Raw genomic sequence first — 16,246 nt, forward strand, 5'->3', positions numbered from 1 at the left:
GAGGCCAATGCGGCCTCCCTTTTTCATTGCGATTTGCCGTTACAGGCTGGCAATTCGCGCGTGTTGCTCGGCCAGTTTGCCCAGGGCTTGTTCTGCCTCGGCCAGTTTGGCGCGTTCCTTCTCGATGACTTCGGCCGGGGCCTTGTCGACGAAACCGGCGTTGGACAATTTGCCGCCAACGCGCTGGACTTCGCCCTGCAGACGCAGGATTTCCTTGTCCAGACGCGCCAGTTCGGCGCCCTTGTCGATCAGGCCGGCCATCGGTACCAGCACTTCCATCTCGCCAACCAGAGCGGTGGCGGACAGCGGTGCTTCTTCACCAGCCTGCAGAACGGTGATCGATTCCAGACGCGCCAGCTTCTTCAGCAGCGCTTCGTTCTCGGTCAGACGGCGCTGGTCTTCAGCGCTGACGTTCTTCAGGTAGATCGGCAGCGGTTTGCCCGGGCCGATGTTCATTTCGCCACGGATGTTGCGCGTGCCGAGCATCAGTTCCTTGAGCCATTCGATGTCGTCTTCGGCAGCCGGATCGATGCGCTCTTCGTTGGCCACTGGCCACGCTTGCAGCATGATCGTCTTGCCCTGAATGCCGGCCAGCGGCGCGATGCGCTGCCAGATTTCTTCAGTGATGAAAGGCATGAACGGATGCGCCAAGCGCAGCGCCACTTCCAGCACGCGAACCAGCGTACGACGGGTGCCGCGCTGACGTTCAACCGGTGCGTTCTCGTCCCACAGCACAGGCTTGGACAGCTCCAGGTACCAGTCGCAGTACTGGTTCCAGATGAACTCGTACAGCGCTTGTGCTGCCAGGTCGAAACGGAATTGATCCAGCTGACGGGTCACTTCGGCTTCAGTGCGTTGCAGTTGCGAGATGATCCAGCGATCCGCCAGCGACAGCTCGTAGGCTTCGCCGTTCTGGCCGCAGTCTTCGCCCTTGTCCAGAACATAACGCGCGGCGTTCCAGATCTTGTTGCAGAAGTTGCGATAGCCTTCGACGCGGCCCATGTCGAACTTGATGTCGCGACCGGTCGAGGCCAGCGAGCAGAAGGTGAAGCGCAGGGCGTCGGTGCCGTAGCTGGCGATGCCGTCGGCGAATTCGTCGCGGGTCTGCTTCTCGATCTTCTTCGCCAGTTTCGGCTGCATCAGGCCGGAGGTGCGCTTCTGCACCAGTTCTTCCAGCTCGATACCGTCGATGATGTCCAGCGGGTCAAGGACGTTGCCCTTGGACTTGGACATCTTCTGGCCCTGGCCATCGCGCACCAGACCGTGCACATACACGGTCTTGAACGGAACCTGCGGCGTGCCGTCCTCGTTCTTGATCAGGTGCATGGTCAGCATGATCATCCGGGCAACCCAGAAGAAAATGATGTCGAAGCCCGTCACCAGCACGTCGGTGGAGTGGAATTTCTTCAGGAACTCGGTCTGCTCAGGCCAGCCCAGGGTGGAGAACGTCCACAGACCCGAACTGAACCAGGTGTCGAGTACGTCGTTGTCCTGCTGCAGGGCAACGTCCGGACCGAGGTTGTGCTTGGCACGCACTTCGGCTTCGTCGCGACCGACGTAGACTTTGCCCGACTCGTCGTACCAGGCCGGAATCCGGTGGCCCCACCACAGCTGACGGCTGATGCACCAGTCCTGGATGTCGCGCATCCACGAGAAGTACATGTTTTCGTATTGTTTCGGCACGAACTGGATACGGCCGTCTTCAACAGCGGCAATCGCAGGCTCGGCCAAAGGCTTGGTCGACACGTACCACTGGTCGGTCAGCCACGGCTCGATGATGGTGCCGGAGCGATCGCCTTTCGGTACTTTCAGGCCGTGGTCGTTGACGCTGACCAGCAGGCCGGCGGCGTCGAACGCAGCAACGATTTGCTTACGCGCTTCAAAACGCTCAAGACCGGCGTACTCAGCTGGAATCGCGCCGTCGATGCTGTCGTTCAGCGTGCCGTCGAGGTTGAACACCTGGGCTGCCGGCAGCACGTTGGCATTCTTGTCGAAGATGTTCAGCAGCGGCAGGTTGTGGCGCTTGCCGACTTCGTAGTCGTTGAAATCGTGGGCCGGGGTGATTTTCACGCAGCCGGTGCCGAATTCAGGATCGCAGTAATCGTCGGCGATGATCGGGATGCGGCGGCCAACCAGTGGCAGCTCGACAAACTTGCCGATCAGAGCCTGGTAGCGCTCATCGTTCGGGTTCACCGCAACGGCGGAGTCGCCGAGCATGGTTTCCGGACGGGTGGTCGCGACGATCAGGAAATCGTTGCCATCAGCGGTTTTCGCGCCATCGGCCAGCGGGTACTTCAGGTTCCACAGGAAACCTTTCTCGTCGTGGTTTTCCACTTCGAGGTCGGAAATCGCCGTGTGCAGCTTGGTGTCCCAGTTGACCAGACGCTTGCCGCGGTAGATCAGGCCGTCTTCGTGCAGGCGCACGAAGGCTTCTTTGACCGCTTCCGAGAGACCGTCGTCCATGGTGAAGCGCTCGCGGCTCCAGTCGACGGACGAGCCGAGGCGGCGGATCTGACGGCTGATGTTGCCGCCGGATTGATCCTTCCACTCCCAGACCTTCTCGAGGAATTTCTCGCGGCCCAGATCGTGACGATTCTGGCCGGTGGCTTCCAGTTGACGCTCCACCAGCATTTGCGTAGCGATGCCGGCGTGGTCGGTGCCCGGCTGCCACAGGGTATTGCGACCCTGCATGCGGCGGAAACGGATCAGGGCGTCCATGATCGCGTTGTTGAAACCGTGACCCATGTGCAGGCTGCCGGTGACGTTCGGCGGCGGGATCATGATGGTGTAGGAGTCGCCCGCGCCTTGCGGGGCGAAGTAGTTCTCGGACTCCCAGGTGTTGTACCAGGAAGTTTCAATGGCGTGCGGCTGGTAGGTCTTATCCATGCGCGGCGGGACCCTATTGGCATTAATTCAGGAAAAGCCGACGAGTATAGCGGGGCATGGGGCCGAGGGCGAGCGGGGAGGACTGGGTGGAGATCTAAATGTAGGAGCTGCCGCAGGCTGCGATCTTTTGATCTTGTCTTTAAAAAACAAAGGTCAAAAGATCGCAGCCTGCGGCAGCTCCTACACGGGGCGCGTTATTCGTACTGGCTGAGCAGCCGTTCCATGCGCGCGTCGAGGCGGCGTTTGATTTCGGTTTCGATGTGCGGCGCGAAGTCGTCGATCACGTCTTGCATGATCAATTGCGCGGCGGCGCGCAGTTCGCTGTCGAGGTGGAGCAGGGCGTCCGGGCCTTTAGCGGCGGTCGCAGCCGGTGGTGCGGCGGGTGTCGGAGCTGGCGCGGGTGGTGGTTCGACAGCGGCGGGTTCGGCGCCGACCGAATCAAACAACATCGGAATCTGTTCCTGTTCACCGTCGTCGACGGTGTCGGTCAACAGCGGTGGTTGCAGGTTGTCATCGCCGAGCAACTGGCGGATCGATTCAAGATCGTCCAACAGGTGTGCGGACTTTTGCTGCGGTTTCGGAGTGTCCATTGGAATGCTCAGAGTCGCTGTAAACGGTGATCTTGCAGAGGATAGCCCTGTTCGCGGTAGAAACGGAAACTCTCCCGCGCGGCCGCTCGAATCGTCGGATCTTCGACCACCACTTCCGCCACCCGGGCGAATTTGTTGGCAAAGGCCGGGACTTTCAGGTCGAGGTTGACCAGCAAATCCTGGTGCTGACCGCAGTCATCACCCAATCCCAACACAATCAAACCGTCCGGTTCGCTGTCGGCCGGACCGTGCGGCACGAAGGTCTCGCCCTTGAATGCCCACAGGCGCGCATCGAGATCATCGCGCTGAGCTGCATCGCTGCAATGCAGGTAGATGCGGTGCCCCATGCGCCAGGCTTTTTCGGTGAGCTTGCAGGCAAAGTCCAGGCGAGCCGAAGGATCGGCGCTGGGCAGGATATAGAAGTCGACTTTGGTCATTGCGGTTCCAGAGCAGCAGGCGGCGTCACCCGAAAGTGACGCCGCCGGTCAGCGGGTTCAGGCTTTGGCGCGATCCAGCAGGTACTGGGTCAGCAGAGGCACCGGACGGCCAGTGGCGCCCTTGTCCTTGCCGCCGCTGGTCCACGCGGTGCCGGCGATGTCCAGGTGCGCCCAGTTGAGGTTCTTGGTGAAACGCGACAGGAAGCACGCAGCAGTGATGGTGCCGGCTTTCGGCCCGCCAATGTTGGCGATGTCGGCGAACGGACTGTCCAGTTGCTCCTGGTATTCGTCGAACAGCGGCAATTGCCAGGCGCGGTCGTCGGCAGTCTGGCCAGCGCTCAATAGTTGGCCGATCAGTTCGTCGTTGTTGCCCAGCAGGCCCGAGGTGTGCGCGCCCAGTGCCACGACGCAAGCGCCGGTCAGGGTGGCGATGTCGATCACCGCTTGCGGCTTGAAACGCTCGGAGTAGGTCAGCGCATCGCACAGCACCAGACGGCCTTCGGCGTCGGTGTTGAGGATTTCCACGGTCTGGCCGCTCATGGTGGTGACGATGTCGCCCGGACGCGAGGCATTGCCGCTCGGCATGTTTTCCGCGCAGGCAAGGATGCACACCAGGTTGATTGGCAGTTTCAGCTCAAGCACGGCACGCAGGGTACCGAACACGGAGGCTGCGCCGCCCATGTCGTACTTCATTTCGTCCATGCCGGCACCCGGTTTCAGGCTGATGCCGCCGGTGTCGAAGGTGATGCCTTTACCAACCAGTGCGTACGGCTTCTCGGATTTCTTGCCGCCGTTGTATTGCATGACGATCAGGCGCGGCGGCTGGGCGCTGCCCTGGCCGACGGCATAGAACGAACCCATGCCCAGGGATTTGATCTTCTTCTCGTCGAGGACTTCGACTTTCAGGTCCTTGAACTCTTTGCCCAGATTCTTCGCTTGTTCACCAAGGAAGGTCGGGTGGCAGATGTTCGGCGGCAGGTTGCCCAGGTCGCGGGTGAATGCCATGCCGTTGGCGATCGCGGTAGCGTGATTCACCGCGCGCTGCACTTCGGCCTGAGCAGCCTTGATGGTCAGCAGGGTGATTTTCTTCAGGGCGCGCGGTTCGGCTTTCTGGCTCTTGAACTGGTCGAAGGTGTATTCGCCATCCACCAGGGTTTCTGCCAGCAGACGGGTTTTGCCGTAGCTGTCGCGGTTTTTGACAATGATTTCATCCAGTGCCAACACGGCGTCGCTGCCGCCCAGACCTTTCAGGGTGTTAAGGATGCCGGCAACGATTTTACGGAATGGACGGTCGCCCAGTTCCTCATCCTTGCCCACGCCGACCAGCAACACGCGCTCGGCTTTCAGGTTCGGCAGGCTGTGCAGCAGCAGGCTTTGACCGACTTTACCAGCCAGATCGCCACGCTTGAGGACGGCGCTGATCGCGCCACCGCTCAGTTCGTCGACCTGTTTGGCGGCGACACCGAGTTTGCGGCCTTCGCCGACGGCAACCACCAGGGTGGCGGTTTTCAACGTTTCTGGGCTAACGCTTTTTACAACCAGTTCCATGTCCGGATCCCTGAATGAATGGTCAACACGCAGGCGTTCGACGGTGTCCGCAGTCGCCTGCTTATAGAGAGAAGAGGCGCAGGCCAAAGCCTGCGACAAGGGCCGCAGTTTGAACCCCGCTCCCCGCACCTGACAACCCTAGGGGGCGTTCTCAATTAGTTTTCACACCGCGTTGTCCTTAAAGCCAGCCAGGCAAGGCGCAGGCCGCTGGGAATGGTTGTTCCCTTTCCAAGGCCTGCAACGCAGACTGGCCGGCTTTAAGGCACAACCCGAAGGGCCGGGCCTGCTGTTGTGCAGGGCTGCGTTGCTCGAAGCTTATTTGGAATGACCAAACCACGCTTCTCGCGCCTTGCCCAGCACAACAGCAGACCCGGCGCGGTGTGAAAACTAATTGAGAAAGCCCCCTAGGTTGTACGATCTGCAAAGGATTACAGACATGGATGAGTGTGCGCAGTGACAGGCGCCCTCAATCACAGGATAATGCCGCATCTTTTTTCGACGGCTCTGCGTTGCGGGCCGGTCGATGTGTTTGCTTGTTTGGCCGCCTTAGCCTGACAACCCTGGAGTGTCTGGTTTGATCGTCTTCCGTTATCTGTCCCGCGAAGTCCTGTTGACCCTCAGCGCCGTGAGTGCCGTGCTGCTGGTCATCATCATGAGCGGTCGCTTCATCAAATACCTCGCTCAGGCCGCTGCTGGCCAGCTCGATCCGGGCTCGCTGTTCCTGATCATGGGCTTTCGTCTGCCGGGGTTCCTGCAACTGATTCTGCCGCTGGGCCTGTTCCTCGGGATCCTGCTGGCGTACGGTCGCCTGTACCTGGAAAGCGAGATGACTGTGCTTTCGGCCACCGGCATGAGCCAGCAGAAGCTGTTTCGCATGACCTTGTTCCCGGCGACCCTGGTCGCGCTGGTCGTCGCGTGGCTGAGTCTGGGCCTGGCCCCGCAAGGCGCTAACCAGTTCCAGTTGCTGCTGAACAAGCAGGACGCCCTGACCGAATTCGACACCCTCGAGCCGGGTCGCTTTCAGGCCCTGCGTGATGGCACTCGGGTCACCTATACCGAGACCTTGAGCGACGATCGCGTCAATCTGGGCAGCGTATTCATTTCGCAAAAGAACCTCGGTGCCGATCAAAAGGATCGCGGGATTTCCGTGCTGGTGGCCGAAAGCGGTCGCCAGGAAGTGCGTCCCGACGGCAACCGCTACCTGATCCTCGATAACGGCTACCGCTACGACGGCAGTCCGGGTCAGGCCGATTACCGCGCTATTCATTACGAAACCTACGGTGTGCTGCTGCCCAAGCCGGATGTCAGCGAAGAAGTCACCGACCGTGACGCCATGCCGACCTCGTCTCTGCTGGGCAGCGATGACATCCGCTCCAAAACCGAACTGCAATGGCGTTTGTCCCTGCCGCTGCTGGTGTTTATCGTGACCCTGATGGCGGTGCCGCTGTCGCGAGTCAATCCGCGCCAAGGGCGTTTCCTCAAGCTGCTGCCGGCGATTCTTCTTTATATGGCTTACCTGACCATTCTGATTGCCGCCCGCGGCGCCCTTGAAAAAGGCAAGATCCCGCCAGCCCTGGGCCTGTGGTGGGTGCATGCGATCTTCCTGTTCATCGGTCTCGGTTTGCTCTATTGGGAGCCGCTGCGTCTGAAGATGGCCAGCCGTCGCGCTGCAGCGCTGGAGGTGGCCCGTGGTTAAACTCGACCGTTACATCGGCAGCAGCGTGTTCATGGCGATCATCGCCGTGCTGGCAATCATTCTTGGTCTGGCGACCTTGTTTGCCTTCATCGATGAGATGGGCGACGTCAGCGACACCTACACCCTCGTCGATGTCCTCAGCTTCGTATTGCTGACCGCGCCACGCCGTCTCTACGAAATGTTGCCAATGGCCGCACTGATCGGCTGCCTGATCGGCCTCGGCAGTCTGGCCAGCAGCAGTGAGCTGACGGTCATGCGCGCCGCTGGTGTGTCCATCGGCCGTATCGTCTGGGCTGTAATGAAACCAATGCTGGTGCTGATGCTGGCCGGCGTACTGATCGGCGAGTACGTTGCTCCTGCGACCGAAAGCATGGCCCAGGCCAATCGCTCGCTGGCGCAAGGCAGCGGCGACGCGCAAAGCGCCAAGCACGGTATGTGGCACCGTCAGGGTGAAGAGTTCATCCACATCAACGCCGTGCAACCCAACGGCCTGCTGTATGGCGTGACCCGTTATCACTTCGACAAAGAGCGTCACCTGCTGAGTTCGAGTTTCGCCAAGAAAGCCGAGTTCGACGGCAATAAGTGGCAACTCACCGACGTTGCCACCACGCTGTTCCATGAACGCAGCACCGAAGTCGTCAATACCCCGAGCGAGCAATGGGACGTGGCGTTGAGCCCGCAATTGCTCAGCACCGTGGTCATGGCACCGGAATCGCTGTCGATCAGTGGTTTGTGGGGCTACATCCACTATCTGTCCGAGCAGGGCCTGAGCAACGGCCGCTACTGGCTGGCATTTTGGGTCAAGGTGTTGCAGCCGCTGGTGACCGCAGCACTGGTGCTTATGGCGATCTCCTTCATTTTCGGTCCGCTGCGCTCGGTAACCCTCGGTCAGCGGGTGTTTACCGGCGTGCTGGTGGGCTTCACTTTCCGTATCGTCCAGGATTTGCTCGGCCCGTCGAGCCTGGTGTTCGGTTTCTCGCCGCTGTTTGCGGTGCTGGTGCCGGCCGGGGTCTGTGCGCTGGCGGGTGTCTGGCTGCTGCGAAGAGCCGGTTGATGACAGGCGATTGACCTGTGCTTTAAACCTCGAAAACGCCTCGGTCGACAGATCGGGGCGTTTTTGCATGCAATCCGGGTGACAGGCGAACGTGACGCTTGCGCCGTGTATCAGGTACAATTCCCGGCTATTTTTCGGCGGGCTATGCCTGCAGCCTTTTTGAGTGTTGATCCGTGAGTGATTTGAGTCATATCCGCAATTTCTCCATCATCGCCCACATTGACCATGGCAAGTCGACGCTGGCCGATCGCTTCATCCAGATGTGCGGCGGCCTGGCCGAGCGTGAAATGGAAGCCCAAGTACTGGATTCCATGGATCTGGAGCGTGAACGCGGGATCACCATCAAGGCCCACAGCGTTACCCTCTATTACACCGCCAAAGACGGCATCAAGTACCAGCTGAACTTCATCGACACTCCGGGCCACGTCGACTTCACCTACGAAGTCAGCCGTTCCCTGGCTGCGTGTGAGGGTGCCTTGCTGGTGGTCGATGCCGGTCAGGGCGTTGAAGCTCAGTCCGTAGCCAACTGCTACACCGCGATCGAGCAGGGCCTTGAGGTCATGCCGGTGCTGAACAAGATCGACCTGCCGCAGGCCGATCCTGATCGCGTAAAAGACGAAATCGAGAAGATCATCGGCATCGATGCCACCGACGCCGTCACCTGCAGCGCCAAGACCGGCCTGGGTGTCGACGAAGTCCTCGAGCGTCTGGTGCACACCATTCCTGCGCCGACCGGCAACATTGAAGATCCGCTGCAAGCGTTGATCATCGACTCCTGGTTCGACAACTACCTGGGCGTTGTTTCCCTGGTGCGTGTACGTCATGGCCGCGTGAAGAAGGGCGACAAGATCCTCGTCAAGTCCACCGGCAAGATCCATCTGGTCGACAGCGTGGGCGTGTTCAACCCGAAACACACCGCCACCACTGATTTGAAAGCCGGCGAAGTGGGCTTCATCATCGCTAGCATCAAGGACATTCACGGTGCACCGGTCGGTGACACCCTGACCCTGGCCTCGACCCCGGATGTTGAAGTGCTGCCCGGCTTCAAACGCATCCAGCCACAGGTTTACGCCGGTCTGTTCCCGGTCAGTTCCGACGACTTCGAGGACTTCCGCGAAGCGCTGCAGAAGCTGACCCTCAACGACTCGTCGTTGCAGTACACCCCGGAAAGCTCCGACGCACTGGGCTTCGGCTTCCGTTGCGGCTTCCTTGGCATGTTGCACATGGAAATCATCCAGGAGCGCCTCGAACGCGAGTACGACCTGGACCTGATTACCACTGCGCCAACGGTAATTTTCGAGCTGGTGCTGAAAACCGGTGAAACGATTTACGTCGACAACCCATCCAAGCTACCGGATGTGTCGTCGATCGAAGACATGCGCGAGCCGATCGTGCGGGCCAACATTCTGGTGCCGCAGGAACACTTGGGCAACGTCATCACCCTGTGCATCGAGAAGCGTGGCGTTCAAGTCGACATGCTGTTCCTCGGCAATCAGGTGCAGGTCACCTACGACCTGCCGATGAACGAAGTGGTCCTGGACTTCTTCGACCGTCTCAAATCCACCAGTCGCGGCTATGCTTCGCTGGATTACCATTTCGACCGTTACCAATCGGCTAATCTGGTGAAGCTGGACGTGCTGATCAACGGCGACAAGGTCGATGCCCTGGCGTTGATCGTGCACCGTGACAACTCGCACTACAAAGGTCGCCAGTTGACCGAGAAGATGAAAGAACTGATTCCTCGTCAGATGTTCGACGTAGCCATTCAGGCCGCCATCGGTGGTCAGATCGTTGCCCGGACAACCGTCAAGGCGCTCAGAAAGAACGTATTGGCCAAATGCTACGGCGGTGACGTCAGCCGTAAGAAGAAACTGCTCGAGAAGCAAAAGGCCGGTAAGAAACGCATGAAGCAGGTCGGCAACGTGGAAATTCCACAAGAAGCCTTCCTCGCAGTGCTCAGGTTGGATAGTTAGGTCCTATGTCACTAAATTTCCCGCTGTTGCTGGTCATCGCCGTGTTCGTCTGCGGCCTGTTGGCGTTGCTTGATCTGTTGATCCTGGCGCCGCGTCGGCGTGCTGCCATTGCCTCCTATCAAGGCAGTGTCAGCCAGCCTGATGTAGTGGTCGTTGAAAAACTGAACAAAGAGCCGCTGCTGGTCGAATACGGCAAGTCGTTCTTCCCGGTGTTGTTCATCGTGCTGGTGCTGCGCTCGTTCCTCGTGGAACCGTTTCAGATCCCTTCGGGCTCGATGAAACCCACCCTGGACGTCGGCGACTTCATTCTGGTGAACAAATTTTCTTACGGGATCCGTCTGCCGGTGATCGACAAGAAAATCATCGAAGTGGGTGATCCGCAGCGCGGTGACGTGATGGTGTTCCGCTATCCAAGTGATCCGAGCGTCAATTACATCAAGCGTGTAGTCGGCCTGCCGGGCGATACGGTGCGTTACACCGCCGACAAGCGTCTGTTCATCAATGGCGAGTCGGTGGCCGAACAGTTGGTCGGCCCGGAGCCGGGCATGCTCGGCAGCGCCGAGTTCTACAAAGAAAAGCTCGGCGCTGCCGAACACCTGATCCGCAAGGAAATGAGCCGTTACCGCGCCACGCCGGACCATACTTGGACCGTGCCGGCCGGGCACTACTTCATGATGGGCGACAACCGCGACAACTCGAACGACAGTCGCTACTGGGATGATCCGAACATTCCCAAGGATCTGCTGGGCATGGTTCCAGACCAGAATATCGTCGGCAAGGCCTTCGCGGTCTGGATGAGCTGGCCGGAATCAAAACTCAGTCACCTGCCGAATTTTTCGCGGGTTGGCCTGATCAAGTAATTACACACGGCGCTGTTGACCACAGCGCCGAATGCATTTCTGGAGCCGGCACAATCGGCTTCGCAATCGCCAGGATTTAATTTTTGAACACAGCGTTAATTGTCCCAGGCCTGCGCCGCATCCCGGCGATGGCAGTGGAATCCAGCCACGAACTCAGCGTGGGTAAACCGTGAGCGTTTCTCTAAGCCGTCTCGAGCGCCAGCTCGGTTACACCTTCAAGGATCAGGAGCTTATGCTGCTGGCCCTGACGCACCGAAGTTTTGCCGGGCGCAACAACGAACGCCTGGAATTCCTCGGCGATGCCATCCTCAATTTTGTCGCCGGCGAGGCACTGTTCGATCGCTTCCCGCTGGCACGCGAAGGCCAGTTATCGCGTTTGCGCGCACGCCTGGTAAAAGGTGAGACGCTGGCCGTACTGGCTCGCGGTTTCGACCTTGGCGATTACCTGCGACTGGGTTCCGGTGAGTTGAAAAGCGGCGGTTTCCGTCGCGAATCGATTCTGGCCGATGCCCTCGAAGCCTTGATCGGCGCGATCTACCTTGACGCCGGCATGGATATGGCGCGCGAGCGCGTGCTGGCCTGGCTGGCTGGCGAATTCGAAGGCCTGACGCTGGTCGATACCAACAAGGATCCGAAGACCCGCCTGCAGGAACACCTGCAATCGCGCGGTTGTGAACTGCCACGCTACGAAGTGGTGGATATCCAGGGCGAGCCGCACTGCCGAACCTTCTTCGTCGAGTGCGAAGTTGTCTTACTGAATGAAAAAAGCCGAGGTCAGGGTGTAAGCCGTCGTATTGCCGAACAGGTAGCGGCCGCCGCAGCACTGATTGCCCTGGGCGTGGAGAATGGCAATGACTGATACAAACGCAACTCGCTGTGGCTATGTTGCCATCGTCGGCCGTCCCAACGTCGGTAAGTCGACGCTGCTGAACCACATCCTTGGCCAAAAGCTCGCCATTACCTCGCGCAAGCCGCAGACCACTCGCCACAACATGCTCGGTATCAAAACCGAAGGTGACGTGCAGGCGATCTACGTCGATACCCCTGGTATGCACAAGGGTGGCGAAAAGGCCCTGAACCGTTACATGAACAAAACCGCTTCGGCAGCGTTGAAAGACGTCGACGTGGTGATCTTCGTAGTCGATCGGACCAAGTGGACCGACGAAGACCAGATGGTTCTCGAGCGTGTGCAGTACGTTACCGGCCCATTGATCGTTGCGCTGAACAAGACCGACCGCATCGAAGACAAAGCCGAGCTGATGCCGCACCTGAGCTGGTTGCAGGAGCAGTTGCCGAACGCGCAGATCATCCCGATCTCCGCGCAGCACGGGCACAACCTCGACGCGCTGGAAAAGGTTATCGCTGATCATCTGCCGGAGAACGATCACTTCTTCCCGGAAGACCAGATCACCGACCGCAGCAGCCGGTTCCTTGCCGCCGAACTGGTACGCGAGAAAATCATGCGCCAGATGGGCGCTGAGCTGCCTTACCAGATCACCGTCGAAATCGAAGAGTTCAAGCAGCAGGGCAAGACCCTGCACATTCATGCTTTGATCCTCGTTGAGCGCGACGGCCAGAAGAAGATCATCATTGGCGACAAGGGCGAGCGTATCAAACGCATCGGCACCGAAGCGCGCAAGGACATGGAGCTGCTGTTCGACTCCAAGATCATGCTCAACCTGTGGGTCAAGGTGAAGGGCGGCTGGTCCGATGACGAGCGTGCGCTGCGTTCGCTGGGTTACGGCGACCTGTAATCACCGATCCAGAGAACACCGATACCCACTGTGGGAGCGAGCCTGCTCGCGAAGAGGATGTAACATTCAGCCTTGATGTTGACTGTCACTCCGCTTTCGCGAGCAGGCTCGCTCCCACAGTGGTTTTGGGTTGTGTGTAAAACTGCGTTTCTTCATCGAGAACCCAATGTCGCAAAACCCGCCTCCGGCCCAACCCGCCTATGTCCTGCATTCTCGCGCCTACCGCGAAACCAGTGCGTTGGTGGACTTCCTCACGCCGCAAGGTCGGCTGCGGGCGGTGTTGCGCAGTGCGCGGGGCAAGGCCGGGACATTGGCGCGGCCGTTCGTGGCGCTGGAAGTCGAGTTTCGTGGCAAGGGCGAGCTGAAGAACGTCGGGCGCATGGAGAGCTCTGGCACCTCGGCGTGGCTCAACGGTGAAGCGCTGTTCAGCGGTCTCTATCTGAATGAATTGCTGATTCGCCTGCTGCCTGCCGAAGACCCGCACCCGGGTGTCTTCGATCACTACGCCGCGACCTTGCTGGCATTGGCTGAAGGTCGTCCGCTGGAGCCGTTGCTGCGCTCCTTTGAATGGCGGCTGCTGGACGATCTCGGTTACGGCTTTTCGTTGAATACCGATGTCCATGGCGAACCTGTTGCGCCGGATGGTCTTTATCGTCTGCAAGTGGATGCCGGTCTTGAGCGGGTCTTCCTGCTGCAACCCGGCCTGTTCAACGGCGTCGAATTACTGGCCATGGCCGAAGCCGACTGGACCGCCCCCGGCGCGCTCTCCGCCGCCAAGCGCTTGATGCGTCAGGCACTGGCTGTTCACCTGGGCGGTCGCCCTCTCGTCAGTCGCGAGCTGTTTCGCAAGCCCTAAGGGTCTGTTTACGTCTGGACGCGGCGGCAACGGGGCGCTGGCTGCGCGCAGGGCCGCGTTGCCCGGAACTCATTTGGCGCAACCAAACTTCGTTCCTCGCGCCTTGCCCTGCACTCAGCCAGCATCCCGTTGCCGCCGCGCCCAGACGTAAACAGACCCTTCACCGTGTATGCTGTGCGCCGAATCTTTTTCTTCAGGAGCGCGCATCCGTGACCACCAGCAATCGCATTCTTCTTGGCGTGAACATCGACCACGTCGCCACCCTGCGTCAGGCTCGTGGCACGCGCTACCCGGATCCGGTCAAGGCGGCGCTGGACGCGGAAGAGGCGGGTGCCGATGGCATTACAGTGCACCTGCGTGAAGACCGTCGGCACATTCAGGAGCGCGATGTCTTGCTGCTCAAGGATGTGCTGCAAACCCGCATGAACTTCGAAATGGGCGTCACCGAAGAAATGATGGCGTTTGCCGAACGCATTCGTCCGGCGCACATCTGCCTCGTCCCGGAAACCCGTCAGGAGCTGACCACCGAAGGCGGTCTGGATGTGGCAGGACAGGAGGAGCGCATCAAGGCAGCGGTTGAACGTCTGTCGAAGATCGGCAGCGAAGTGTCGCTGTTCATCGATGCCGACGAGCGCCAGATTGCAGCGTCGAAGCGTGTCGGTGCGCCGGCCATCGAACTGCACACCGGCCGTTACGCCGATGCCGAAACCCCGACCGAAGTGGCTGAAGAGCTCAAGCGTGTCGCCGATGGCGTGGCGTTTGGTCTGGCCCAAGGCCTGATCGTTAACGCGGGTCACGGCTTGCACTACCACAACGTTGAAGCCGTAGCGGCCATCAAAGGCATCAACGAACTGAACATCGGCCATGCGCTGGTGGCGCATGCGTTGTTCGTCGGGTTCAAGTCTGCTGTGTCTGAAATGAAAGCGCTGATTCTGGCGGCTGCCAAGCAATAAGATCACCGCGTAACAACTGTGGGAGCGAGCCTGCTCGCGAAAGCGGTGTATCAGTCAAGCATGATATCGACTGACACGACGCCTTCGCGAGCAGGCTCGCTCCCACATTTGGTTCCAGGGTCTGTTAGAGAGGGGCAGGTTCTTGTGCGGGTTTTGACTTATCGATGCCCGGCACATGCAGATTGCCCTCAGCCACTTGATCGCCTTCAAGTTGCGGTTGGGTCACCCAAGTCAAAATGTCGTAGTAGCGACGAATGTTCGCCACAAAGTGCACCGGCTCGCCGCCTCGGGCGTAGCCATAACGCGTCTTGCTGTACCACTGTTTCTGCGACAGGCGCGGCAGGATTTTCTTCACGTCCAGCCATTTGTCCGGGTTCAGCCCTTCCTTGGCCGTTAGCTTACGCGCGTCATCCAGGTGGCCACTGCCGACGTTGTAGGCCGCGAGGGCGAACCACGTGCGGTCCGGCTCCTTGATCGAATCGTCGAGTTGGTCCTTCATATAAGCCAGGTACTTGGCGCCGCCCATGATGCTCTGCTTCGGATCGAGGCGGTTGGACACGCCCATTGCCTGTGCCGTGTTCTGGGTCAGCATCATCAGCCCGCGCACGCCGGTCTTCGAGGTAACCGTCGGCTGCCACAGCGATTCCTGATAACCAATGGCCGCCAGCAGACGCCAGTCGACTTTCTCTTTCTTCGCGTAGTTCTTGAAGTGCTGTTCGTATTTCGGCAGGCGCTGCTGCAAGTGCTGGGCGAAAGTCGTGGCACCCATATAGCCGAGAACATCGACGTGGCCGTAATAGCGATCCTTCAAGCGTTGCAGGGTGCCGTTCTTCTGCACTTTGTCCAGATACGCGTTGATTTCGTTGAGCAGGCTGTTGTCTTCGCCCGGGCCCACGGCCCAGCTCTGGCTGCGTGCATCGCCGAGGTCGAAGGCCACGCGAATATTGGTGAAATACACCTGATTCATCGCCACTTCGTTGGAATCGACCAGGGTCAGGTCGATCTGGCCTTCATCGACCATGCGCAGCAGATCGACCACTTCAACCGCGTCGGACTCTTCGTATTCGATGCCGGGGAATTTCTTTTTCAGCTCCGCCAGTTGCTCGGCGTGGGTGCTGCCCTTGAGCACCATGATCTTCTTGCCGACCAGATCGCCAGGATCGGTCGGCCGTGACTGGCCGTTGCGATAGATGATCTGCGGGGTGACTTCAAGGTAGGAGTGCGAGAACCGCACCTGCTGCTTGCGCTGTTCGCTGCTGACCAGACCGGCGGCGGCCAGCACCGGGCCGTTCGGCTTGCCGATCTGATCGAACAAGTCATCGAGGTTGTCGGCGGTCTCGATCTTCAGCTCTACGCCCAAATCGTCGGCGAAGCGCTTCACCAGCTCGTATTCGAAGCCGGTTTCACCGCTGCGATCCTGAAAGTAGGTGGCGGGGCTGTTACGGGTAATCACCCGCAGCACACCATCCTCCTTTACGCGCTCGAGTGTGTTGGGTTTATCAACACAGCCACCGAGCATCAGGAAGAGTCCGGTTGCGATCAGCCATTTGGCGTACCGCGGACGCAAAGCCGTTGGGAAAAACATCTGCGCAGTATACGCAAACGGCTGCGGGCGCCATATCTCGACAGTGCAGGGCGA

The 16,246-nt window shown here is 59.6% G+C and carries 13 protein-coding genes; 8 read left to right on the forward strand and 5 right to left on the reverse strand.

Annotation, left to right across the window (positions count from 1 at the left end; all coding sequences use genetic code 11):
• Positions 1-39: 39 nt before the first annotated feature.
• From LOY43_RS05080 to LOY43_RS05095, 4 genes are all read right to left on the reverse strand, one after another.
• Positions 40-2,886 (reverse strand): valine--tRNA ligase, encoded by a 2,847-nt coding sequence (locus LOY43_RS05080; RefSeq protein WP_258709293.1) that lies wholly within the window; start codon positions 2,884-2,886, stop codon positions 40-42.
• A 194-nt stretch (positions 2,887-3,080) separates the two neighbouring features.
• The gene (locus LOY43_RS05085; RefSeq protein WP_127925934.1) at positions 3,081-3,476 is read right to left on the reverse strand and encodes a DNA polymerase III subunit chi; all 396 of its coding nucleotides are present in this window, start codon (positions 3,474-3,476) and stop codon (positions 3,081-3,083) included.
• Positions 3,477-3,484: 8 nt separating this feature from the next.
• On the reverse strand, positions 3,485-3,913 hold the full coding sequence (locus tag LOY43_RS05090) for a DNA polymerase III subunit chi (RefSeq protein ID WP_064118423.1): 429 nt from the start codon (positions 3,911-3,913) through the stop codon (positions 3,485-3,487).
• Positions 3,914-3,970: 57 nt separating this feature from the next.
• Positions 3,971-5,461, reverse strand: a complete 1,491-nt coding sequence (locus LOY43_RS05095) for a leucyl aminopeptidase (RefSeq protein WP_095050953.1) — start codon at positions 5,459-5,461, stop codon at positions 3,971-3,973.
• A 574-nt stretch (positions 5,462-6,035) separates the two neighbouring features.
• On the opposite strand from LOY43_RS05095, the gene lptF reads away from it, so the two are divergent.
• The 8 genes from lptF (at position 6,036) to pdxJ (ending at position 14,607) form a co-directional block, all read left to right on the forward strand.
• Positions 6,036-7,157 (forward strand): LPS export ABC transporter permease LptF, encoded by a 1,122-nt coding sequence (gene lptF / locus LOY43_RS05100; RefSeq protein WP_095050952.1) that lies wholly within the window; start codon positions 6,036-6,038, stop codon positions 7,155-7,157.
• Positions 7,150-8,211 carry an LPS export ABC transporter permease LptG gene (gene lptG, locus LOY43_RS05105; protein WP_093436914.1) on the forward strand — a complete coding sequence of 354 codons (1,062 nt, stop codon included), beginning with the start codon at positions 7,150-7,152 and terminating at the stop codon, positions 8,209-8,211. The genes lptF and lptG overlap by 8 nt, the downstream gene beginning before the upstream one ends.
• Positions 8,212-8,384: 173 nt before the next feature.
• Positions 8,385-10,184: a translation elongation factor 4 gene (lepA, locus tag LOY43_RS05110; protein ID WP_008083639.1), complete on the forward strand. Its 1,800-nt coding sequence runs from the start codon at positions 8,385-8,387 to the stop codon at positions 10,182-10,184.
• A 5-nt stretch (positions 10,185-10,189) separates the two neighbouring features.
• Positions 10,190-11,044 carry a signal peptidase I gene (gene lepB / locus LOY43_RS05115; RefSeq protein ID WP_095050950.1) on the forward strand — a complete coding sequence of 285 codons (855 nt, stop codon included), beginning with the start codon at positions 10,190-10,192 and terminating at the stop codon, positions 11,042-11,044.
• 169 nt (positions 11,045-11,213) lie between these two features.
• Complete coding sequence (rnc, locus tag LOY43_RS05120) at positions 11,214-11,903, forward strand: ribonuclease III (protein WP_093436904.1); 690 nt, start codon at positions 11,214-11,216, stop codon at positions 11,901-11,903.
• Complete coding sequence (gene era / locus LOY43_RS05125) at positions 11,896-12,798, forward strand: GTPase Era (protein ID WP_007909024.1); 903 nt, start codon at positions 11,896-11,898, stop codon at positions 12,796-12,798. Before rnc ends, era begins: the two co-directional genes overlap by 8 nt.
• A 166-nt stretch (positions 12,799-12,964) precedes the next feature.
• On the forward strand, positions 12,965-13,654 hold the full coding sequence (gene recO, locus LOY43_RS05130) for a DNA repair protein RecO (RefSeq protein WP_093436899.1): 690 nt from the start codon (positions 12,965-12,967) through the stop codon (positions 13,652-13,654).
• Positions 13,655-13,863: 209 nt separating this feature from the next.
• On the forward strand, positions 13,864-14,607 hold the full coding sequence (gene pdxJ, locus LOY43_RS05135; protein WP_095125436.1) for a pyridoxine 5'-phosphate synthase: 744 nt from the start codon (positions 13,864-13,866) through the stop codon (positions 14,605-14,607).
• Positions 14,608-14,731: 124 nt separating this feature from the next.
• On the opposite strand, the gene mltF is transcribed toward pdxJ, so the two are convergent.
• Complete coding sequence (gene mltF / locus LOY43_RS05140) at positions 14,732-16,192, reverse strand: membrane-bound lytic murein transglycosylase MltF (RefSeq protein WP_093436891.1); 1,461 nt, start codon at positions 16,190-16,192, stop codon at positions 14,732-14,734.
• Positions 16,193-16,246: the final 54 nt, after the last annotated feature.

Source organism: Pseudomonas sp. B21-041 (assembly GCF_024748675.1).
Lineage (GTDB): Bacteria > Pseudomonadota > Gammaproteobacteria > Pseudomonadales > Pseudomonadaceae > Aquipseudomonas > Aquipseudomonas neuropathica.

Bases quoted from the DNA above. Each gene is read 5' to 3' on its own strand.
- era (WP_007909024.1), top strand. From the start codon at position 11,896: ATGACTGATACAAACGCAACTCGCTGTGGCTATGTTGCCATCGTCGGC.
- recO (WP_093436899.1), top strand. From the start codon at position 12,965: ATGTCGCAAAACCCGCCTCCGGCCCAACCCGCCTATGTCCTGCATTCT.
- lepB (WP_095050950.1), top strand. From the start codon at position 10,190: ATGTCACTAAATTTCCCGCTGTTGCTGGTCATCGCCGTGTTCGTCTGC.
- LOY43_RS05080 (WP_258709293.1), bottom strand. From the start codon at position 2,886: ATGGATAAGACCTACCAGCCGCACGCCATTGAAACTTCCTGGTACAAC.
- LOY43_RS05090 (WP_064118423.1), bottom strand. From the start codon at position 3,913: ATGACCAAAGTCGACTTCTATATCCTGCCCAGCGCCGATCCTTCGGCT.
- mltF (WP_093436891.1), bottom strand. From the start codon at position 16,192: ATGTTTTTCCCAACGGCTTTGCGTCCGCGGTACGCCAAATGGCTGATC.
- LOY43_RS05095 (WP_095050953.1), bottom strand. From the start codon at position 5,461: ATGGAACTGGTTGTAAAAAGCGTTAGCCCAGAAACGTTGAAAACCGCC.
- LOY43_RS05085 (WP_127925934.1), bottom strand. From the start codon at position 3,476: ATGGACACTCCGAAACCGCAGCAAAAGTCCGCACACCTGTTGGACGAT.